The organism is Paraglaciecola sp. (genome assembly GCF_051252315.1).
Lineage (GTDB): Bacteria > Pseudomonadota > Gammaproteobacteria > Enterobacterales > Alteromonadaceae > Paraglaciecola.
Window position 1 is genome coordinate 1 of record NZ_JBPOFP010000039.1, and the last position, 22,002, is coordinate 22,002.

A 22,002-nucleotide genomic window follows, 5' to 3' on the forward strand; every position below is an offset into this window, starting at 1 on the left:
ATTTTTAACGTGCGAAGCGCGGCCCGAAGGGTGGAGTACAGGATGTACGGAATAAATCCTATCACACCGACCAATTAACTATTTGTTCTTGTTTATCCTGAATATGCAATTCACACCTAAACCCAAATGAACCGAAGACATGGGCGCGAAGCGGTCACCTCGTGTTCGAAAAATTGTCGGGAACAATTTTTAACGTGCGAAGCGCGGCCCGAAGGGTGGAGTACAGGATGTACGGAATAAATCCTATCACACCGACCAATTACCTTTTCTCTAGTACCTCAATTATGACACCGAATACCTAACACCGTGCTACTTGGTAGCGGCCATCATTGGCTGAGGGTGAAGGGATTGTAGACTCGAGTTCTATCACACCGACCAATTCAATCTAATATCTCGCATCTTCCAATAAATCAGCTTTAAGCAAACCTCCTTTAAACGAACCTATTTTCAATTAAGGCGCAGGTTTTTCCCCTCGATTAAAAAAGATCCCTAAAAATATGGCAACTAAACTTTGGGTTGGCATCAACCATAATGAAGACTGATTTATGAGCTCTATCGCGGTCATGCTTGTTAAGTTTTCGGCTACCAAGGTAAGTAGAACTAGAGATAAGTACAAAAACGAAATTGCCCAAGTGAGACGATAAAAGAACGGATCGATGAGTATGCTATCTTTATCGGCTTTTAAGGCTAGTGCTACAATCGCTCCAGCAATTAACGAAAGTGATGGCATGGTGTGGCCTAAAAACCATTCCCAAACACTATTGTTGTCACCAAATTTATTGCCAATAGATTGACCAACAAGTAAAAGTAAAATCACACCTGCATAACAAAACCACATGGTAGTGAGTTTTTTCTGGCAATTAAACATTTTTAGTTTCATAAACAAATTCCTGTTAAAACGTTAATCAAAGATCTTTTAGTAAAGCTTTAAGATCTGTGGAATTTAAGTGGGTTTTAGCAGTATGCCTCGGAGGGGATTGACGCTGAATATAAGTATTTGTATTTTCATCGTGTTCAAATTCATACACTAATACTGAAATTGTACTTTGCTGTGTATATGGCCAATCTATTACTTCTTCAAATAAGCGGTTTTGACCTTGTTCTAACCATTTTGAGGCTGTTTCTTTGGTTGCTTCTTCTTTGCTATATGTTAAAGCTTTGTTTGATATCACAAATACTAAAACTCTAAAATACCCTTGATCCGCTTGTAACAATGCTTTTAAAAATTCAGACATGCTAAACAATGACGCTTCAACTACGTCAGCAGACCAGCGATTCGGATCCGGCAGTGGTAATGCGTTAACGTCAATCTGTTCTAATTGAGTGGCAATTGCAAAACCTTGTAAACTGGCTTTATTTAGTAAGTAATAACGTTGGTTAGTGTAATCGGCTCTAAATAATAGTCGTTGTAAACGTCTATTAGCCTGTCCATATGTGGGGCGAATGCGTTCGATTTCTCTTTTGGAGTATAGGGTGAAGTCAATTTGTGAAGAAGGGCTGGGGATCGGCCAGGGAAAATACAGATTAGTTGCCTCGTCAGAAATGTTTTGAGATCCACCTTGTGCTTTTTTATATGAGGCGCCATCAGTGCTTCCTATTTTAGGTAAAACTTTTATAGTGTCACCAGCTTTAGCTGCATCCGGTATTGCTTTAACTATTGGGGGAGCGGTTTCTGATTGGGCTCTTTTTTCACTTAGTATTGCGTAGACTGGAGGAGTGGCCATTTTATTTTGCATCCTTAGTGCTTCTCTGCGAATAGCTTGGTCACTCTTTATGCTTAAATTGTCGTTTGAGGTTTTAATCACTTTTGCGTCTAAGGTTATCCATGAACTAAATGGAGAGTGAGGCTTCGCTACTTTTTTGGGTTCTTTAACTACAACGAAAGTACCGACCAAAATCACCTGATTGTCGATAACATTGCCCCGAAATAAACCAGTATGGGTTCTATCAAGTAATTGTCTTTTTAATGTGACCGACTTTATTTCTAGACCAGGCCGACCTTGAACACAAAGTGGTTGGTTGAAAACGAATTGCCAACGAGAATCACGATAGGAAGTGTGGTTGGTTTTTTTAAAAGGCTTAGTAAAAAGCAGTTTACCAGCATAAGAGCCTGATTTGTTCGGGGTAATACACTCATCAGCTCCTGAATCAAAGCATATTAAGCCTAAATAAAGGGGTAAAAAGTAATATGTGAGTTTATGCATGAGAAATGCGTCCGGTTATCTTCCATTATTCGCGACAGCGCTTAATTTATTACTCTAATTCAATTTCAGCCATTTGTGTAAAAAATAACCGTATTTTAATTGATGTAGTGAAGGTAATGCCCACATTACCTCGTGCGTAGTTAAGTTATCTGCGTCGTCCTTTCGATTTCTTTCGTCCTCTGGGAGTAGTGTCAGCTTCGAAATTTCCATATAAGTCTTCATCTGGTGTTTTAACTGGAAGTTTCTTTCTGGGGGAAGGAGCAAAACCAGGTACCATTTCTCGTTGTAGTTTTTGGCCAATAGCACGTTCAATGGCCTTTAGTTGTTTTGTTTCATCTTCACTAAATAAAGAAATGGCTAAACCTTCGGAACCGACTCGACCGGTGCGGCCAATACGATGCACGTAATCTTCTGCCACATACGGCAAATCAAGATTAATCACGCTGGGTAATTGGTTTACATCTATGCCCCGAGAGGCGATGTCCGTGGCAATCAGTACTGAAATAGTGCCGTTCCTAAAGCCATCTAACACTTGAGTTCGTGCATGTTGAGTTCGGTTGGCATGAATTGATGCTGCCTGAATACCCACTTTTTCTAATTTCACAACTAAATTGTCTGCTGCTTGTTTTGTGCGGCTAAACACTAAGACTTGTTGCCATTGGTGCTTTTTAAGCAGATGGATTAATAACTCATTTTTACGTTCTTTATCTACTGGGTGTACCTTATGTTGAATGGTATCTGCAACGCTGTTTACGCTAGCCACTTCAATCATAGTGGGGTTGTTTAACATGCCTTTAGCAAGTGACGTAATTGAGGGTGAAAAAGTAGCTGAAAACATCAAAGTTTGACGGGCGGCGGGTAATAAGGTTTGGATATGGCGAATGTCATCCACAAAACCCAAATCCAACATACGATCCGCTTCATCCAAAACTAACATTTCGAGTTGATCAAACTTAACAGCGCCTTGGTTATAAAGATCGACCAAACGTCCAGGTGTCGCTACAAGTATATCTAGGCCTAGCTGTAGTTTTGATATTTGCGGTTCAATCCTCACGCCACCGTGTACAGCACATGAATCAAGCTCCATGTTTTGACTGTAATCAAGTACATTTTTTGCAACTTGAGCAGCCAGTTCCCGGGTGGGAGTAATAATTAGTCCTCGTACTTGTAAGGTTTGAATTTTAGGCCCCTCGGCCAAAAGTTGTAACATGGGTAAAACAAAGCTAGCTGTTTTCCCCGTGCCTGTTTGTGCCACGGCCATAACATCCTGTTTACGCAACACAGCAGGGATAGCTTCAATTTGTATTTGTGATGGCTTTGCATAGCCACATTGTTCAACTGTTTTTACCAGCGCATCACATAAGCCTAAAGAGCCAAAAGACATTAAACAAGAACCTATTAATTTGTATGTATCGTTTTCTAATAACGGCAGCTTACTCTATTTTTAGTTTCACTTAATGATTAACCAATAGCTTTTCAAATTTTTATGTCACTTAAGTCGATTCCAGAGGATTTAAATCTGTTTATTAATCTAGGATTTTTCTATTTTCTTCAATAAATAGATTTCTAATAGGAACTTTACTCTCAAGATTTCCATTATGTGACCTTCTGTTTAATAGGAAGTGTCAATGAAAGTAAATAAGTTTTTAATCACCCTAAGTCTGTCAGTTTTTGCTGGATGTGTTTATGCATCAAAACCCATCGAACCTATCATGGTAACGATCCCCGCTGGGAGTTTTGATATGGGAGATCGTGCTAATCAAGAAGCCGAGCCGCTTCGAAAAGTCACGTTGCCTGAATTTAGTTTAGGCAAGTACGAAGTCACTGTTAGCGAATTTAGGCGTTTCATTGAAGCAACCGGTTATAAAATGCCGAACACCTGTCATCACGAAATTTCGAGTGGGTGGTTTACTCGTACTGCTACGCCTGGCTCTTGGCAAAATAATTCGATTAACACCAGTGAGTATCAGCCGGTTAATTGCGTCGATTTTAAGGCGGTAGAAAGTTACGTTAAGTGGATAGGGGAGGAAACGGGGTTACCTTATCGATTGCCCACAGAAGCTGAGTGGGAATATGCTGCTAGGGCTGGAACCACAGAAAAATTCTACTTTGGTAATGATCCTGAGCAAACGATTGCATGCGAATATGAAAACGTTGCTGACTTAACTGGGGAGAATGTTCATCAACGAGATTCAGGTGCGAGTTTCGTTAATTATTTGAATGCAGGCGGGAAGTCGAACTGTGTCGACCATGCTGGTTACGCAAGCATTGTGGGTATGTACAAAGGTAATCCTTTTGGTTTGCACGATATGATGAGTAATGTCATGGAATATACCGCTGATTGTTTTGTAGGTGAACTCCCAATGGGAGGTCATGCTACTGCAAAAGAGTGCAAATATCGTAGCCTACGAGGAAGTGACTGGCACCGAAATGCCAAACCTATTAGTTGGAGGCCCATGCGGTTAGCTGACTTTGATGCCGGTGGTTTAGAAGGTTTTCGGTTGGCTTTGGATGGTAAACGAACAACTGACTCGAGCAGTACTCAAATCTTTGCTCAAGAATTGGCCCAGGCTCAGCAAAGAGAGCAACAAAGACGTGATGCTGCAACTCCAAACCCTAATCCAGTGACTAATGTACAGCTAGATAAAGTTGATGGTGTGGTTATATTAAATTGGGATGAAAGTCAGCAGCAAGGCGTGCAAAGTTATCGTGTATATCGGAATGATGCTCCAGGTACTAGGTTTCGTCTTATCGCTGCAAATATCTTTGACACTCAGTTTAAAGACGCTAACGCCGATTTTCATGCCTACGAATATAGTGTGGTGGCTGTCAGAAATCATGAACAGAGTGATTATAGTGAGTTGGTTACCACCCAAGCTGGCGTGACAGCAAAAATACCTGGACGAATCGAAGCTGAAGCGGCTTTTACAATGAGTGGTGAATCGATTCGTCTTAAGAAAACGTCTGATATTGAGGTTGGTTACAGTGTTACGGGGCGTGGTGGTATTCCTGCTGGTGCAACACTTTCGTTTCAAGTGCATGTCGCTCAATCTGGCGAGTATCAATTGAGTTATCGCGTGTCTTCACCGAGAAATACTAAAGGGTTTATTGTTTTAGTGAATGATAAAGAGCTCACAACTAGCCAAATTGCCGAAACTGGTGGTTGGAATAATTGGCAGACTCAAAAGGGCAATATTGTGTATTTGCAGGACGGCGAACATTCGATTACGGTGAAATCGTTAGACAATAATTGGAAATTGAACTGGCTAGAGTTACAGCCGAAGTAAGCTTAAAAACAACTGATTCAACAAGTGTTAGTGGTTAATGCCGCTAACACTATTAACCTTTATAGGGCTAATTGATTAAGTTTATCTTTTCTTTTTTCTCGCCAATGAGTTGTTGCCGAGTTTTGGATGTATTGGCTGTAAAAATCACTACTGACAGATGCATCTTTACTCTCTAATAAAAGTAATGCGGCATCTAAACTAAGGTGTTTATTGCCTGCCATTTGAGCTTGTTCGAAAGTACGTTTTGCATAAACAATGAGTTCACCTAACTTGTTCTGAGCCTTGAACAATAAGGATTTAAGGTATGAATTTCTAGCGTTGTCGCTTGATAGGTTAGCAATTAATTTGTTGGCCGCTGAAAGTCGTCCTTGTTCTAAGTAATGTTCCATGAGTTGTAATCGGCTAGTTTGCGCCATCCAATGGTCTGGTGTCGCTTCTGTTAATTCCAGAACTTTGAGTAAATAGGGTTCTTTACCCGAGGGAGAGCCAGTAAAAGCGGCTTCATGAAAAGGAATAACAGCAAAATGATACAGAGGTAATTTGTGCGCTTTCATTCTCTTTTTAGCTTTTAATAAATAGAAATATTGATCTTCTTCTTCAGAATATTTATGAGCTAACATTGATAAGTGGGTTAAAGCGTCTGCTTCTCGTTGAATATCATTGGCTTGTTGACTCAAATGAGCTGACTGAAGAAGGCTTGATTTGATTGTGAGGTAATCTCCATATTCATGAGCTAGCTTGGCATGTAACATCCACGCATCTGATTGGCGAGCCAAATCATTATTTCTTTCAAACTGCTCTAGTGCCAAGCCAATTTTTTCAGCGCTTAATGCTAATCGTTTTTGATAGATTAAAATATCAGCTTGATACAAATAAGCGTCGCCAAGATGTTGAATCTTGTTTGCCTTAACTGCTTGAGTTGCTAGTTTTTCTGCCATTACATTCCCATTGTCGAGTTGCCTTATATCAATAAAAGCGTTAATGAGTTGCCCGAGAATGATGGCATCGTCCGGAGAATGTTGATGAGCAATAGAAAGCTTTGCTTGTTTTACTTCAGGTGGTTGAGGATTGCTAATCAGATCGTATATGAATTTATGGGATAAATGGTGATGTAGTTGCTTAAGGATAGCCGCTACAGAGTTGCCCGTTATCTCACCATTCCATGTAGCAACAGGTCCTTTTAGGGAGAAACGTAACCGTAGATCCTGTTTGAGCAAACTAAGATCACTCATTAATACATACGGATGCTCCGCTGCAATTAACGGGTATTCTAGCTGTATAGAATTTTTGAACTTATTACTATCGAAGTCAGTTAAGGCTGTAAAAGTTAATTTTTCGGTATCTTCAAAGACAATGTGTTCTTTGTTGTTGGGGTTATATATTGAACCGTAGGCAATACTAGCTATCGGCGCTGGTTGGTTTTTATTTATTTGCAGGTTCCAAAATATAACACTCAATATACAAATAAATGAGATCAATAGTGTTATGTACAACCCATGAGGTTTACGAAGGGAGTTGCTGCCTGATGTATTGATATTCGCTGTAGTAGGTATTTCAGGTTCTGGTTGTTCAGAATGGGTCTTATTTAAAGCCTGCTCTAGAGACAGTTGCCACTGGTAACCTCGCTTGGGAAAGGTCTTGATAGCATCGTTTCCTAAAATATTTCTGAGGTGACTAATATTTTGAAACACAGCTTGCTCGGATACCACTTTGTCTTTCCAAACTTCAGAAAGGATATCTTCTTTACTAAGTACTTTGTTTGAATGTTTAATCAATAAAGCTAATAGACAGACTTCATTATGCCGAAGATCTAGGCTTTGCCCATTTTTACTTAGTACTAGGTTCGAGTCATCAAACTCAAACTCTTTAAATATGTAGCGCATGGGTTAAAGGTGCAGACTATCAAGTATCATTGAGCATGACTTTATCATGCAACTACATTTCACAACAAGACGTTAACGTTAAGCTAAATGTATGTTTGGGTTAATTATCTACACTAAAGTGATTTTTTATTTGAGCCCCTAGTATTCAAGCCCTAATTCCAACATCATCATACGCCCATGTAGCGGGAGATCATCTGCAATACTGCCATTACTGGGCTCTTTGGCTTGTTTGTCGGCTAAGTTGTTTGCCAGTAGCGAGAGGGTTAGATTTTGCTGTTGCCACGACACTTTTGTATTAAGCCAGTTATAACCTGGCAAGTTGGGTCTATTATCTCCTTCTGCTCGTTTACGCTCGTTTATCCATTTATGATTGACAAAAAATTGCCAATTTTGATTGATTTTCCAGTTTGCTTCTACATATGCCATTTGAGTCGGGATATTAGCAATGTCTACACCTGCTTGGTCCTCGGCGTGTAAATAACTGAGGTGGCCGCTAACTTTTAATGAAGGCATAGGTTTCCAATTGGCATTCATTTCTGCTCCCCAGTTGGTTTGTTCTCCAATATTCACTGATTGCTGTATACCACCAATAGTCTCCCTATGTTCAATTAGGTCTCTAAGTTTTGAACGATACATACTAAAACTCAAAAAGGCTTCAGGTGTCAGTTGCATATTAAGGTTTATACCTAACTCTCCAATGTTGACTTTTTCTGGTTTTAAATCGGGGTTGCCAATTGCTGCTGGATTATTCTGTGAGTAGAGTTCAACAAAGCTGGGTGCACGAAAGGCTGAACCATAAAATAATTTAAGTTGGGTGTTTTCGTTTAAAGACCAACTTAATCCAAGTCTAGGATTGAAAGTATCTCCTATGTCAGAATATTGGTCCACCCGCCCACCAATAGTGGCCCGCCATTTGGGCGTAATCTGCCACTGATCTTCAAAAGAAATATGAGTTAGATTTTGGTCTAAATGGGGTAAATAAGCATAGGGGGTAAAACTAACATCAGTTAACGTGCCATCTACTACTCCTTCCGTACCGTCAATCACGCTTGGACCAAAGTTCTTGCGTTCTTTAGGACGAAAATGTGTTCTTTGAGTGCCCACGTCTACGCGAATGTGATGATTGTTAAACTGAGTGTTTAAGTAGGTTAAGTTGATACTTGATTGACTACCTTCGTTGCCTGGTGCGCCTATGTACCCGTCTGGAAAGCTCACTAAACCGTTTGGGTTAACAAAATCAATGTTGCCGTCAATGCCAATAGGAAAAACAGACCCTGCTGGAAACACATGTAAAAAGGTACGAGAGGTTTGATCAGAGTGCTCTAGTTTCGCTGTTAGATTATGCGCATTTCCCTCGAGTATTGAATAGGTTATTTTATATTGAGTGTTTTTACTCGATCCTGTTCCAGTTGGATCTAAAGCTTGGGCTACGCCAGCACCTAACCCCAAATCAGAGTTTGACCAATGAAACGCTTGTAAGGTTAGTTTTTTCCAGTTAACAATGGCATTAAGCTGATCGACTTTATAATGTTCATTGATTCTACCTGGAGCGAGACTGGCTTGGGTACCAAAAATTTCATCGAAAGTACTTTGAAGATCGCTACTGACAACTTTATTAGGGTCATCATTCGAACGTTGATGTTCGAAAGACACACTCCAACTGCCATCAGTAAATTCACCAGAATGGCTAAAGCCGGCATCAAAACTATCAAAACTACCGGTTCGTAGGTGTACCTTTTTATTCACCTGCTTTTTACTAACGAGGTTTATAATGCCACCTAAAGCATCGGCGCCGTAAATAGCCGAGCCGGGGCCTCGAATTATCTCGATTCGAGAAAATCCAGCCAGTAATAGCCTATTTCCGAGGAAACTTCCCGAGTTTTGTAGATATTTGAAGGGGCTGCCATCAATTAATACTAAAATCTGTTGTCCTTCAGAGCCTGATACACCTCTGATGACGGGAATATTTGTGGTAATACCTATAGCTCTTTTTTTGATATGAATACCCGCGACATTAGCTAAAACATCATTTAACTCTCTTGCTCCTGAGGCTTGCCATTCTTCTTGATAGATAACAGAAACACTCGCTGGGGAGTCTTTTAGGGGTTGTTCATAGCCACTAGCTGCGGTAACGACTCTTACTTCAAGTAATTCTTCTAAGGATAAGGAAAACATATCTAACTGTTCTGCTTTGGAGCTAAATGATAGCCCTGCAGCTACAACACAAACCGTTAATTGTTTTAGTTTCATTTATAACCTCGTATATAGACATTATCCGTTTAAATATTTTCTATATACTTTAGATATTTACAACATGGTGCACAGTGTAGTTAGAGAAGTGTTGAGATTCAATCATCATGTTATAAATCAATCGTTTGAATTATAAGCAATTTTAAGTGATGGGTAGTTAAACGCCCCATTTATGAGGCGTTAAGACGATATAAAATATATTGTAATGACAATTAGGCTACTCACAAAAAAGAAACTAATTTTAGTCTAATTATGAATTAGTTCCTTTTGATAAATCGCAAGTTAAGCCCGTATTGAATTCTTTTCGAGTTTAAATGTTTACCAATGACTCTCTAGTTAAGTCTTTAATAGTTTTTGCACCCGTTAAGGTCATAGCTACACGCATTTCTTTATCGTATAAATCAAGCAAGTTTTCTACCCCTTTTTGACCATGTGTAGCTAGTGCATAGATATACGAGCGGCCGAGTAGGGTGCAATCTGCGCCTAAAGCTAACATTCTAACTACATCTAAACCCGTTCTTATACCCGAGTCGGCAAAAATTGTGAGGTCGCCTTTGACTGCATCCGCTATTTCAGGCAAGGCCTTTGCGGAAGACATGACACCATCTAATTGTCTGCCACCATGATTAGAAACCACGATCCCGTTAGCCCCAAAACTTACCGCATCTTTGGCATCTTGTTTATCAAGAATACCTTTGATAACCATAGGCCCATCCCAAAAATCTCTTATCCATTCTAGATCTTTCCAGCTAATAGATGGATCAAAGTTTTCGCCTAACCAACCAATATAATCTTCAAGTTTGGTCGGTTCACCGCGATAGGTTGAGATATTGCCTAGATCATGAGGTTTACCAAATAGACCAACATCAAATGCCCATTGTGGATGGCGCATGGCTTGAAATACTCGACGAGCTGCCGCATTCGGCCCACTCATTCCTGAATGCATATCACGGTATCGAGCACCAGGCACTGGCATATCAACGGTAAACACTAACGTAGTTACTCCAGCTGCTTTGGCTCGTTCAAGTACGTTTTTCATAAAACCACGGTCTTTAAGTACGTACAACTGAAACCACATGGGCCTTTCTATTTTAGGCGCCACTTCTTCAATAGGACACACTGACACAGTAGACATAATAAAAGGCAGACCTTTATTATCAGCAGCTTTAGCGGCTTGTACCTCACCTCTTCGGGCATACATGCCGGTTAATCCAACTGGCGCTAGTGCAATAGGTAACTTTAGATCTTCTCCAAATACCTGTGTGCTTAAATCTAATTCTGACATGTCATTTAGTACGCGTTGGCGTAAGGCCACTTCAGCAAGATCTTGGGTATTACGTTTTAGAGTGTGTTCTCCATATGATCCACCATCAATGTAATGGAATAAAAATGGCGGTAGTTTTGCTTTAGCCGCTTTTCGATAATCGGTGGAGGCAGAAATGATCATGTTTAAAATCCTAAATAGTATAAAACAACTTATTTATCTAATTTATCTCTTTCTTTTTTGTTTATAAATAGAAATAATGAAAATAATTATTTCCAAATATGGATGAATCATGCAAGCGAATGACTTAATATTGTTTTCTCAAGTAATAGAACTCGGCAGTTTTAGTAAGGCAGCACAAGCTAATAATTTGACAAACTCAGTAGTAAGTAAACGTATTGCGCGTCTTGAAGCGTCGCTTGGCATACAGTTGTTGTATCGCACCACACGTAAACTTACTTTAACTGAGGCAGGCAGGGCTTTAGCGCTAAGAGCTAAGTTGATTCACCAAGCTACAGCAGAAGCTGCGGATGCTGTGTCTGGGTTTGGTGAAAAAGTGACGGGACATATTAAAATGTCTGTGCCAACTATTTCTGGTGACTTAATACTTGCCGAAGCCATTGGTGAGTTTTGTGAGTCTCATCAAGGAGTGTCGGTCGATATGTCTTTGGACAATCAATTCGTTGATTTAATTGATGGTGGTTACGATCTTGTTGTTAGAACAGGGCACTTGGAAGATTCAAGTCTCATAGCGCGACATATTATTGATTCTGAATGGGTGGTATGTGCTTCACCTTCTTACCTAGCAAAATTCGGCAAACCCAAACAACCGCAAAAATTAGTGGAACATAATTGTTTACGATATACCTATCAATCAAGTGGTGCGAGTGATTGGGAATTCAAATCGTCAAAGGAACATTATTTTGTAAAAGTTTCTGGTGGGTTTTCGACTAACAACGCGGCTGCTTTACGCAAAGCTTCATTAGGTGGATATGGCATTGCTTATGTTCCGAGATGCCTGGTTTATCATGATTTGAACGAGGGAAGGCTCATCGATTTGTTTCCGGATTTAGTGGGCAAAAAACTAGGTGTCTACGCCGTGTACCCTTTTACCAAACAAGTGCCTAATAAAATTAAACTATTGATAGAGCACATCAAAGATAGATATATAGCTAACTCACAGTATTTTATGTCGATTTAACAGACGCCTCGAGCAGTGCCGATATGTCATTTTCAGGCAGTGGTTTAGACCAGTGATAACCTTGCCCTAAGTCACAGCCAAGGGTCATTAGTTTTTCTAGTGTCTCTTGATTTTCGACACCTTCACCTACTGTTTCTAGTCCTAAACTTTTAGCCATATTAATAATAGCTTTAACTAATGAATCATCATGCTCTGAATTACCCATAGAAGTAATAAAGGAGCGATCTATTTTAAGTTTATTAGCACTAAAGTTACGTAGATAACCCAGATTAGAATACCCTGTGCCAAAGTCGTCAATCGCTATAGTTACCCCTAATTGGCTAAGGCCTTTTAACTGCTGTTGAATTTGCTCTGATTCGTCAATTAGCAAAGACTCGGTTAATTCTAACTCTAAGGCTTGTGGTGGCAGATTTGCATCTTTCAGTGCTTCTTGGACTATATGTTGTAACTGACCGTCTTTAAATTGTATAACCGAAATATTCACTGCAATCCGTAAGTTGGGTAGGTTGACCTGTCTTTGTTGCGCACAAAACAGGCAAGATTGTTTAATTACCCAAGTGCCTAATTCATTAATCAATCCACTACTTTCAGCTAGCGGTATAAATTGGTCCGGCCCAATTATGCTGCCATCGGCTTGTGGCCATCGTAATAGGGCTTCAACTGTGGTTATTTCCCCCGTAGCAAAAGTAATCATGGGTTGATAATAAAGTGTGAATTGCTCTTGATTGACTGCTGGTCGCAGAAGTTGTAACAGCTTAAACTTTTCTTCACTGGCTATATCTAAATTTTTATCGTAGAAATGGTATGTATTTTTGCCGTCTTTTTTAGCTTGATACATAGCAATATCAGCCTTACGACAAAGTTGTTTAAAATCATTGCCATCCTCTGGTGCACAAGCAATGCCCATAGAAGCGGACACCACCACTTGAGTATGCAGAATTTCAAATGTTGATGAACAATGTTCAATTAAAGTTTGCGCGGTTTGGGTTAATTTTTGCTTGTCAGTATAAGGGATTAATACTAAAAACTCGTCTCCACCAAATCTTATTAAGTATTGATTCGTCGATAAGGCAGCACTTAACTTTTGAGTGAGCTGTTCTAATAATTGGTCACCTGCACCATGACCCAGCGCATCGTTAATGGGTTTAAAATTGTCTAAATCGATAAACAAAAGAGCAAGTTTTTGCTTTTTTTGCTGACACAAAGTTAATGATTGTAAAAATAGCTCTTCGCCATAAAGTCTATTTGGAAGGTTAGTTAAGGTGTCATGGTGAGCCAAGTGCTGAATTTGCTCGCGGCTGCGTTGAACTTTTGCGTTTTCAGCTTGTAAAGATAACATTAGACGTTTTATATCTCGGACTAATATATAAACACTAAAGCCAGTAACAATTAATATCACTAAAATAAAGAGTAGATGCGGCCAACTTAAACTTGGAATATGCGGGATCACAAACCCTTCAAGTGTTAACCAAGCAAGTAAAACACACAGGATAATTATAAAAGACAAAACGGATAAAAATAAACCAACGCCTCCTAAAGTAGCGGCAAAAACTAAAAGAGCAGGGTAGCCAAGGATAGCAAGGTCAAACAAGCTCGCTCCAGTGAGAGCCAAAGAAAACAACATAGCTGCCAAAGAGACTAATAAAATATAGGCCGACGTTGTGGTTTTATGTTTGTAGGCAAAAATTAAAGCCAATAAAAGACTGCTTAATCCAATAGCAAAAATACTAAATGTGATCCCTCTTGCGACTATCAGAGAAGTCCCTAAACCAATAGCTGTAACTGCTGATATTTGCATCAGCCTGCGTCTATGGTATTGACTTAGTACATTGTTTTGCTTCATCTGATTTGACATCTCAAAAGGGCCCCTATTTTTATAGACAAAAAGGAAATGTTGATAAAGAGTACAAATACTCTAACCCTTTAATCCTTAAAATCCAATCGTCACATTTTATACAATTACTTTATCACTTAACCAAACCACTGCTGGTAAAAAGTGAATTCACCAATTTAAATTTTGCTTAATTAATTGAGTGAGAGTTCGCGCATTTTTGACATGTTGCTCAACCCTTGGGTGAGCGCCATAACCGGTAAATTTGAACTGTAATGTATCGATTTTGGCTTGTTCACCTTGTTTTAAAGCGTCGTGTTTAATTTGCGCGACAGCTTGCTCAATATAACTTGGCCAAATTTGATTCTCTGTAGCATCCATACTGCCGATTGCACAGATGAAAAAAGCATTTGGGTGCAGGGCTCTTAGTGTTTCAATAAAGGTTTTATAGTGTTGAGTAATTTGACTGGGTGTGGCCTCTATTCTTTTTTGATCATCAATTATCCAACTATCGTTTTGACCTAAGTTAACCACCACTACATCGGGTTGCCATTGGCTGAAATTCCATTGACTATCATTGTTATTTTCAGCTGTTATTTGGTCATAGTACTCAGGCATAATAAAATCGAACCAACTGATTATGAAACCTATTCCACTCTTGGCAATACTGTGAAAATCAGCATCGAGTGCTCTTGCTGTTATGGCCGCATAAGACAAATAGTGATTTTTTTCGACCGCTTTGTCATCTGCCAAATTGTGCGGGGCCTCATTACCCATACCTACGGTAATTGAATCACCATAAAACGAAATCTTACGAGTATTTGAGTCTGCTAATGGCACTAACTTTGAGTTATCAGCTAATTCCAGTCCTAAGAAGTTTGTTCCTCCTTCAGCACCTTCTGTGCGTTTAAATATCTCTACTTCAGTCTCTTCTGTCTCTAACATATGACTTAAGTCATAAACATGTTTCCCAGTCTTCGCTGATAACACATAAGGGTAGTCGTTTTGCCCGTTAAAAATAACATTATAAAAATTTAAGCCTTTATCATCATTTAAGGTGATTGCGAGTTTATTACCTGTCATTCGAAATTTTATACTGGTACCAGGCCATGAAAGGTAAGGCTGTTGGGGGTTAGAGAAGTCAATTCTTCCAGTAAAGTGAAAGTGTGAGTTGTCTGCTTTAATGACGGTATTAGCAAAACAGCTTGATTGCACACCAATGGTCAACAATAAAGCGCTAATGCTGATGAGGCTTTTTAAAAAACGCATGTAATATCCTTTTTATTCTTTAGGTGAAGTTTAAAGTGTTAGATAGATAACGAAAAGCTTATTTCAGGATTTAAATCATTCGATTTCATTGTATGCAAACGTTAAGCTATTCATTCTGTTTTTTGAGTAGCGAAGTGTATGAAATTTAATCTGGTATTTGCCGTCTGTGTTTTGTTTTCGAATCATGTGCAAGCAAAGTGGACCTCTGCCAATGCGTCCATCATGGGCACCAATATTCATGTGGAAGTATGGGCGGAAGAAGCTAGTTTAGCTGAAAATGCTATTCAAACGGTGTTTGATGAAATGCAGCGGATAAATCAGCTCATGAGCCCCTATATTGAAAGCAGTGAGTTGTCCAAAATTAACAGGCTTGCGGCACTAAAACCGGTGATAGTTTCTGAAGAAATGTTTAACTTAATTGAATTGTCTGTAGGACTGTCAATGGAGACGGAAGGTGCATTCGATATCACCTTCGCAAGTGTGGGATTTTTGTATAACTACCAAGAAAAAATTAAGCCTAAAACGGTACAATTTAACCAAGCAGTAAAGGCGATTGATTATCGGCACATACATCTAAACCCAAAGAAAACCAGTGTTGCTTTTGACCATCCTGATGTGAAAATTGATTTGGGTGGCATTGCCAAAGGGCACGTAGTGGATACAAGTATTGAGTTATTAAAAGGACTCGGTATTCAACATGCGTTAGTGACAGCAGGGGGCGATACCAAATTATTAGGTGATAGGCGAGGGCGTCCATGGATGGTGGGAATTCGCGACCCTCGTAATAAAGATAAACAAGCTGTTACTTTGCCGTTAAGTGATAACGCTATTTCTACTTCCGGTGACTATGAACGTTATTTTGAACAAGATGGAGAGCGATATCATCACATATTGTCTCCAAAAACCGGCAAGTCAGTTCATGAAGTACAAAGTGTATCGATTATTGGAAAGCGCAGTACCTTAAATGATGGTTTGTCTACAGCGGTGTTTGTATTAGGCGTGCAAGCCGGTATGGATTTAATTAATAAAACCCCAGGATACGAAGCCATTATCATGGACAAACACAGAAAAATGCATTATTCCAAAGAGTTAAAACGTTAAGCGACTGGTTTAATCTTCTTACTCAACCACTCAACCACTCAACCACTCAACCACTCAACCACTCAAGACAGTTACTCAGGTTTCTCGTTGCTAGCGAGAACCCATTAAATCGTGCCGTTCACTATAGGTTCAAAGGCTGTTAGGCTGTCCATCAAGGTACTATTACCCAGGCCATTACTGGGGAAGAAGTTGGAAAACTGGCCTTGTTCACCATGCAAAGCTAAGTAGTTTAGTATGATGGTTTCAACTAACAAATTTACGTTGTTGGCAGCTGGGGTTGAGGCGGTTTCTACCGCGCCATCTCGGCGCATGTAACCTATTTGCTGATGCTGAGCTTGCATCTCTGGTGTGGCACCAATCAATTGAGGTGTGCCGCCTGGGTTGTACACTAAAAAGAATGATGAGGCGGTAGAGGAGTTATCACCCGTCCATACACCTTTACCTCGGCCGTTGACACTGTCGTCTATCATACCATTACTAAAGACGGAGCCGTCTGAACATACATACATCATAAGTGGTAAGCCCATTCTGGCGGCGTACTCTAAACAAGCACCCATACAGCGGCCTGCTCTTAAATCACGCACTTCACCTGTTGATCTGTCACCCGTGTGGTAATCATATCCACCCATTGTCACTGTGCCTGCGCCAGCCAAACCGTTAATCACTAGTTTCATAACGGCGGCGGTTTTTCTAAACTCACCATCGCTGTCAAATTCTTCTTGGGTGAATATGCCATTTTCACCTACAATGTCAGCGTCTTGAACGGGATCTAAGGTACTAGGATCGCCGAATCTATCAGCAATGTCGGCACTTTTTACGTAGCCACAACGCACCATGTCTTTGAGCACGTCATCAGTGGTTATTTGGGTGTTGACTTTATTTAGTTTCATGTCACTGATCCGTTGGATCGATTCCATTACTGCTACCGAATCTTGTTGGTTTAATAAACCAATTAGATCGCCTGTATCAACTAGGCCAGTTACATCAGAAGGCCTATCCACTTTAGTAGGTCGTTTGCTAGCGTCGATCATAGCTGCTGGTGACATTGAGTTGCCTCCTGAGTCTGAATTTCGCGAGCCTATTAAGGTTAATAACGAACCATCCGCTCCGACTTTGTTGATGCCGTACATAGGGTTGTGAGGATTATTGCCAGTATCATTTTCTGAGCGAGCGGGGATAACTGCGCCATTTATGTTGACTCTATTGGTCACGCTGACTTTTTCTAAAATGCCTCGCAAAATTCCACTGTCACTGTGAAAGGATAAGCCAAGCTCCGAATTGATAAAGTCACTTAAACCAGTGTCTGGATTAGCAATAGATGGCACCATGTCACCAGGTAAGCCTTGTCGGCTGTAACCGGCAGTATTAAGAAAATCTAATTGACCACCTCGGCCACCTACTAACACGTTAGAGCCAGCAATATTGGCTCCACCTGCTAAGTCAAACACAATAAACGGGATTTTCCCTGCACCTTGAGTGGCAATGCCGCAAGATTCTTTTAATGCTTCCAAATCAGCCGATAGACTGGCGTTAGCTGATTGAGGTGTAAATAAATTAAGCGCCGAACCACCCATAACGGTTGCCATACCTGCACAAAAACCTTGAGCTATAAATTCTCGACGTGTAGTTGGCCTGCCATGATCTTCATGTAACAGTGGTGCGTCAGCATTGTTTGTGGCTTTTTTAGCTGCAGCGGTGAGTTCTTTATTTGATTTAGTAAACATGTTTTTAGTCCTCACTGAATTAACATTGCAGCACTGCCCAATACGGCAGCACAACTGGCTTTTACAATGGTTTGAGTATATTGAGCATCACACACTTTGCCATCAGAACAATCTGTAAGTCGGGTGATCAGGTTGTTGAGTTCGATCTCTACTTCATCCTGCTCAGGCTGACTGCTGACGTTATTACCTAACATATTGTCGATTAAGACTGACGTGAGTTGCTGCCTGTTGTCACTAGTAAAGGCAGTGTTAGCTGGCAGGCTAAAATCAAACTCTTGAAAGTAATCTGTTCTCATGGTGGGAGAAGACACTAAGGCGTCACAATATTTAATCGCTAATTGGGTAATAGCCATTTGGTTAGAGGCTAAGAAACTGCCGATATTTGTCACTGAAGGCAGTTGCTGTGACAGCGTATCAAAGGTTTGTTTAGTGGCAGTGTTTGACAAAGGTACCTTTGTCATAGCCGCCATACTGGCATTAATTTCAGCGAAGTTTTTCACACCTATATCAGATTGTGCCTGCAAATCATTGGGCAATGCTGGGGTAGGGGGCTGAGCGGCTACTTTAATGTTCTCAAATTCACCAATACGCTCAAATACCAAGAAAAACTCATCTGCTGTAGGTCCTTTTTCTACTTGAACTAAGGTGCCTAACCTAGATAGAGGTTGGCCTTCTCCTGTTATGTAATCGTCGTTATTTAATTGGGTGTCGAGGTTAGCGTAGGCTTGGCCAAATGGAAGTTCACGACCATTGATGCCAATACGTAAACTACGAATCGACACGTCAGGAATACTAGCGTCAGCGTTTAGGTTATAGAAAAATGGTTCAGCGAATAAATAACTGTAACTATCGAACTGACTGACTTCAAAAACCAAATAACTTTGCTCGAGGGCGATGAGTTCACTGACGTTAAACAGTAAAAAATACTTTTGGCCAATACCTGCATCAAAGTTTTTGGTGATTTGTTCGGTTTCTAATACACGATTATGGATCGCGACCATGCGTATAGTGCCCGCCCAAGGCACATCTCCAGACACCTCATTCCCTAACACTAAAGCAAAGCTGTCATCCCATTCACTTAATATGGCGCCGACTTGTTCATCATTGTCATCAGTAAATTGGCCATTAACATAAATTTGACGGCCACTAATTGGGCTAAAATTAATCACTACATGTTGTAGAGCTGCTTGCAAATCTTCATCAGCATCAGCAGTCGACATCATAGGCATACCATTACTGTCAGCTTGGTCAGAGCGTAATAAAGTGTTGTAATTATAAAGGGTTTGGCCAACTGTAAAGTTACGTCTGTCTTTACCTCCAGAGTAACTTACTATTCGGGCGGGCCCTTCTTGGGTGACATTGGCTGGCGCGACCCAAGTTTCAATAGAAAACTCTCCAGTAGCTGTGATTAAATCGTGGATCTTTTTACTGTTGGTGGTTGATCCTTGTGCTTTACCATTGGCCAGTTGAATGCCGTATCCACCCACCCAGTCGTATTGGCCACTTAAGGTTAAGTTGAGCGCTGGTTCAACACCACTGGTATCAAATGCGGTATTGCCTGCCCCTGTCTTAAATTCCCATTTAGCGATCAAATTAGTTTCAAATCGGCCTCCGCCAGAGGCGAGAGTGCCATCAAACAGGGTTAAGGCCTTTGAATTGACTAGTTGTTGATCTAGTTCGGTAGTTTCAATTTGGTCCGCCATTGATTGAATGGCGTCAATTAGGCTTTGGGCATCACTCGAACAATTAGTCCAACAGTTATGAAACTCATCACGTACTCTGCCTACAATTCTTGAATCTGCGGGTGAATCAAGGTTGAGTCTGGGAATAGATGCCTCATAAGCTTCAGTTTGATCTGATGAAGCGATGTACGGTGAAATGGGTATAGCAGCTGAGTTGGTATGACAGCTAGCGCAATAAGTCTCTAATAACGGAAAAATAGTAGTTTCAAATAAACTAGAATCCACTGGAAAGTTTTTATTAGCTCCTGGATCTTTATCCACAGGGGCTTGCAAGGCAATTTCAGTGGCAGCCTGTTCATTGTTACCCCAGTTGGCAATCCAAGTAGTCATAATATCAGCACATGCCTGGTCACTGTCTAACCAACAATTGTGTCCTTCAGCGACTTTAGTCACCAATATTGAATCTTGTGGACTAGTGAGAGAAACCAAGGGGTTGGTGTCTGTGTAAGCTAAGTTAATATCATCATTGCGAGCGAAATTTGGAGATTGTTCACCTTGAATGTGACAGGCACCGCAGCGTTCCTCTGTCGCTATGTTGTCCCACAAAGCCAACTTAAAGTTTTGAATATCTTCAGTGGTGGCAGCAGGGCCAGAGTAGTTAATCACCGGTTGTTCTTTAGCGGGAGGTAAAGGTGTTTCAACAACTTGAGTATCGCCACCCCCACAGCCTGTTAGTAAAACGCTGAGAGTTAGACCAATGCAAAGATTAAGAGCCAAATGAAACTTAGTACTGTTTGTAATAGGAAATTTATTCATGGTTATTCTCCCTTACAGTAGTTAGCAGCATCAGCAAAGACGGTCTTTATTTTGTAGCCGTCCGCCTGAAAGTTATTCACCATTAAATTAATTTGGCTGCGGTCTGCACTGTCTTGAGGTTGTCGTAAACACACATTTTCGAACACTTTTTCTACTTGGCAATGGGAAAACTTTTGACTGTGTGCTAGTTCTTGTCCCATGCTCTTGGCACCGTTTCCTGAGCCTGTTAGAGATTCATCCCAACCTAAAAACTGATTGATGCCGGTGCGCCAATAGTTGTCCCATTTGTCGTCTGGGGTGATAAAACCAAAGGGAAAATTGTTACTGTTAATATGGTATTTTCTTTGTACTCGCGTGCCTGTATCTGCGTCCATTTGGCCATTGGCGTTGTATTGTAAATTACCGTTGTCACCATTTGGATCCGAATCTACATTGTATTGATATTCGTAATAGGCGAAAGACTGGGCAAGGGGATCCATGCCTGAATGGCAACCTACACATGAATTAATGAATATTCGGCTGTCTCCGCCTGGGCTACGACTTAAATCTTGCCTAATTCTGTCGGGTGGTAAACTGGTATCTTTTAGGCCTTCTAAGTCAGTACACAAATGATTCATTAAGGTAAAACGGAACATGGCACGATTGGTTCCATCTTTAAAAAAGGATTTTGCTGCAGCACGGGTTGTCATAACGCCTGCAGTTGCTTCAGCTGGAAGCCCAGTAGTAGATGATTGGGTGGTTTGTACTAACGCTGTTTGTAAATTGATGCTCTGATCTTCTAATGCTTGATACAAATTATTGTTGTTGTTTGAGTAGGCTGGCAGCCCTAGGTTATTGTCTGCTACATACAGAATATCACCGCTCAATATTTGTCTAAAATCAATGTCGTCTCTAGCAATTCCGATAACAGTTGCTGTGTAATCGTTAAGCGGCACAAATATATCGGCCTCTTCATTGGTCCATGGTGTGACCCAGTTTTTGAGCGTAACGTTGTAAAAACTTGGGGTGTCCATGGCTATTTCTGCAGCTGCCGAAAATTCACCATTCTCAATCAAAGAACTCATTTGATTTAACACGCCTGTGGTCGCAGGCACGCCTGCCAACCTGTCATGGATCCGTTTGGCTTGTTCTAAGCTACCCGCATTTAGGTTGGTTGCAGTGATGAAACTGATTGCAAACAAAACCGAACTAATGGTCAAAGGTTTAACTCGGAATATAGTTTTAGGTTTAATTGGGATACTACTGCCAATTTGTTTAATAGATGATTTCAAATTGGAACTCCTCTTACCGTCAAAAACGGAAATATGTGGCTTATATGGGTTTTAGTCCAAAACAGTTTTTATGACAATCTCGCTAAAACATGAAAGGTATGTACTTTCATTCCTATCATCATGTTTTTGTCGTGTAAACACGTATTATGGGTTGGTGTTTCTAAATTCTGGGTATTTAAATGTACCCTTATGGAAAGGTGCTCGTTGAGCATGTTTTAA

At 40.5% G+C, this 22,002-nt stretch carries 14 protein-coding genes; 3 read left to right on the forward strand and 11 right to left on the reverse strand.

Going from position 1 to position 22,002, the window contains the following annotated elements:
• Positions 1 to 451 precede the first annotated feature (451 nt).
• The 3 genes from ACSHXM_RS09660 to ACSHXM_RS09670 form a co-directional block, all read right to left on the reverse strand.
• The gene (locus tag ACSHXM_RS09660; protein ID WP_435688553.1) at positions 452 to 880 is read right to left on the reverse strand and encodes a hypothetical protein; all 429 of its coding nucleotides are present in this window, start codon (positions 878 to 880) and stop codon (positions 452 to 454) included.
• A gap of 25 nt (positions 881 to 905) precedes the next feature.
• The gene (locus tag ACSHXM_RS09665) at positions 906 to 2,204 is read right to left on the reverse strand and encodes a hypothetical protein (protein ID WP_435688554.1); all 1,299 of its coding nucleotides are present in this window, start codon (positions 2,202 to 2,204) and stop codon (positions 906 to 908) included.
• Between the two features lie 145 nt (positions 2,205 to 2,349).
• Entirely contained in the window at positions 2,350 to 3,588 is a 1,239-nt protein-coding gene (locus tag ACSHXM_RS09670; protein WP_435688555.1) for a DEAD/DEAH box helicase, read from the reverse strand.
• A gap of 244 nt (positions 3,589 to 3,832) precedes the next feature.
• On the opposite strand from ACSHXM_RS09670, the gene ACSHXM_RS09675 reads away from it, so the two are divergent.
• On the forward strand, positions 3,833 to 5,491 hold the full coding sequence (locus ACSHXM_RS09675; protein WP_435688556.1) for an SUMF1/EgtB/PvdO family nonheme iron enzyme: 1,659 nt from the start codon (positions 3,833 to 3,835) through the stop codon (positions 5,489 to 5,491).
• 59 nt (positions 5,492 to 5,550) lie between these two features.
• Here ACSHXM_RS09675 and ACSHXM_RS09680 read toward each other — a convergent pair whose 3' ends face one another.
• The 3 genes from ACSHXM_RS09680 to lldD all read right to left on the reverse strand — a co-directional run bounded on the left by ACSHXM_RS09680 (position 5,551) and on the right by lldD (position 11,071).
• The gene (locus ACSHXM_RS09680) at positions 5,551 to 7,374 is read right to left on the reverse strand and encodes a winged helix-turn-helix domain-containing protein (RefSeq protein ID WP_435688557.1); all 1,824 of its coding nucleotides are present in this window, start codon (positions 7,372 to 7,374) and stop codon (positions 5,551 to 5,553) included.
• A gap of 138 nt (positions 7,375 to 7,512) precedes the next feature.
• Positions 7,513 to 9,624 (reverse strand): TonB-dependent receptor plug domain-containing protein, encoded by a 2,112-nt coding sequence (locus tag ACSHXM_RS09685; protein WP_435688558.1) that lies wholly within the window; start codon positions 9,622 to 9,624, stop codon positions 7,513 to 7,515.
• Positions 9,625 to 9,934: 310 nt separating this feature from the next.
• Positions 9,935 to 11,071, reverse strand: coding sequence for an FMN-dependent L-lactate dehydrogenase LldD (lldD, locus tag ACSHXM_RS09690; RefSeq protein WP_435688559.1), 1,137 nt, complete (start codon positions 11,069 to 11,071; stop codon positions 9,935 to 9,937).
• 109 nt (positions 11,072 to 11,180) lie between these two features.
• Here lldD and ACSHXM_RS09695 point away from each other — a divergent pair, with 109 nt between their 5' ends.
• Entirely contained in the window at positions 11,181 to 12,089 is a 909-nt protein-coding gene (locus ACSHXM_RS09695) for a LysR family transcriptional regulator (protein WP_435688560.1), read from the forward strand.
• Here the strand turns inward: ACSHXM_RS09695 and ACSHXM_RS09700 are convergent.
• Positions 12,076 to 13,944, reverse strand: a complete 1,869-nt coding sequence (locus ACSHXM_RS09700; protein WP_435688561.1) for a putative bifunctional diguanylate cyclase/phosphodiesterase — start codon at positions 13,942 to 13,944, stop codon at positions 12,076 to 12,078. The two genes, ACSHXM_RS09695 and ACSHXM_RS09700, sit on opposite strands and share 14 nt — an antisense overlap.
• A gap of 147 nt (positions 13,945 to 14,091) precedes the next feature.
• Positions 14,092 to 15,189, reverse strand: coding sequence for an SGNH/GDSL hydrolase family protein (locus ACSHXM_RS09705; RefSeq protein ID WP_435688562.1), 1,098 nt, complete (start codon positions 15,187 to 15,189; stop codon positions 14,092 to 14,094).
• Between the two features lie 138 nt (positions 15,190 to 15,327).
• Here ACSHXM_RS09705 and ACSHXM_RS09710 point away from each other — a divergent pair, with 138 nt between their 5' ends.
• Positions 15,328 to 16,290 (forward strand): FAD:protein FMN transferase, encoded by a 963-nt coding sequence (locus tag ACSHXM_RS09710; protein WP_435688563.1) that lies wholly within the window; start codon positions 15,328 to 15,330, stop codon positions 16,288 to 16,290.
• 104 nt (positions 16,291 to 16,394) lie between these two features.
• Here ACSHXM_RS09710 and ACSHXM_RS09715 read toward each other — a convergent pair whose 3' ends face one another.
• From ACSHXM_RS09715 to ACSHXM_RS09725, 3 genes are read right to left on the reverse strand one after another with little or no spacing between them, the layout of a single operon-like run.
• The gene (locus tag ACSHXM_RS09715) at positions 16,395 to 18,014 is read right to left on the reverse strand and encodes a hypothetical protein (RefSeq protein ID WP_435688564.1); all 1,620 of its coding nucleotides are present in this window, start codon (positions 18,012 to 18,014) and stop codon (positions 16,395 to 16,397) included.
• Between the two features lie 11 nt (positions 18,015 to 18,025).
• Positions 18,026 to 20,512, reverse strand: a complete 2,487-nt coding sequence (locus ACSHXM_RS09720; protein ID WP_435688565.1) for a LamG domain-containing protein — start codon at positions 20,510 to 20,512, stop codon at positions 18,026 to 18,028.
• A 2-nt stretch (positions 20,513 to 20,514) separates the two neighbouring features.
• Positions 20,515 to 21,783 carry a hypothetical protein gene (locus ACSHXM_RS09725; RefSeq protein ID WP_435688566.1) on the reverse strand — a complete coding sequence of 423 codons (1,269 nt, stop codon included), beginning with the start codon at positions 21,781 to 21,783 and terminating at the stop codon, positions 20,515 to 20,517.
• Positions 21,784 to 22,002: the final 219 nt, after the last annotated feature.

Excerpts from the sequence above, each read along its gene's own strand:
- ACSHXM_RS09660 (WP_435688553.1), bottom strand. The coding sequence starts at position 880 with ATGAAACTAAAAATGTTTAATTGCCAGAAAAAACTCACTACCATGTGG.
- ACSHXM_RS09665 (WP_435688554.1), bottom strand. The coding sequence starts at position 2,204 with ATGCATAAACTCACATATTACTTTTTACCCCTTTATTTAGGCTTAATA.
- ACSHXM_RS09670 (WP_435688555.1), bottom strand. The coding sequence starts at position 3,588 with ATGTCTTTTGGCTCTTTAGGCTTATGTGATGCGCTGGTAAAAACAGTT.
- ACSHXM_RS09675 (WP_435688556.1), top strand. The coding sequence starts at position 3,833 with ATGAAAGTAAATAAGTTTTTAATCACCCTAAGTCTGTCAGTTTTTGCT.
- ACSHXM_RS09680 (WP_435688557.1), bottom strand. The coding sequence starts at position 7,374 with ATGCGCTACATATTTAAAGAGTTTGAGTTTGATGACTCGAACCTAGTA.
- ACSHXM_RS09685 (WP_435688558.1), bottom strand. The coding sequence starts at position 9,624 with ATGAAACTAAAACAATTAACGGTTTGTGTTGTAGCTGCAGGGCTATCA.
- lldD (WP_435688559.1), bottom strand. The coding sequence starts at position 11,071 with ATGATCATTTCTGCCTCCACCGATTATCGAAAAGCGGCTAAAGCAAAA.
- ACSHXM_RS09695 (WP_435688560.1), top strand. The coding sequence starts at position 11,181 with ATGCAAGCGAATGACTTAATATTGTTTTCTCAAGTAATAGAACTCGGC.
- ACSHXM_RS09700 (WP_435688561.1), bottom strand. The coding sequence starts at position 13,944 with ATGTCAAATCAGATGAAGCAAAACAATGTACTAAGTCAATACCATAGA.
- ACSHXM_RS09705 (WP_435688562.1), bottom strand. The coding sequence starts at position 15,189 with ATGCGTTTTTTAAAAAGCCTCATCAGCATTAGCGCTTTATTGTTGACC.
- ACSHXM_RS09710 (WP_435688563.1), top strand. The coding sequence starts at position 15,328 with ATGAAATTTAATCTGGTATTTGCCGTCTGTGTTTTGTTTTCGAATCAT.
- ACSHXM_RS09715 (WP_435688564.1), bottom strand. The coding sequence starts at position 18,014 with ATGTTTACTAAATCAAATAAAGAACTCACCGCTGCAGCTAAAAAAGCC.
- ACSHXM_RS09720 (WP_435688565.1), bottom strand. The coding sequence starts at position 20,512 with ATGAATAAATTTCCTATTACAAACAGTACTAAGTTTCATTTGGCTCTT.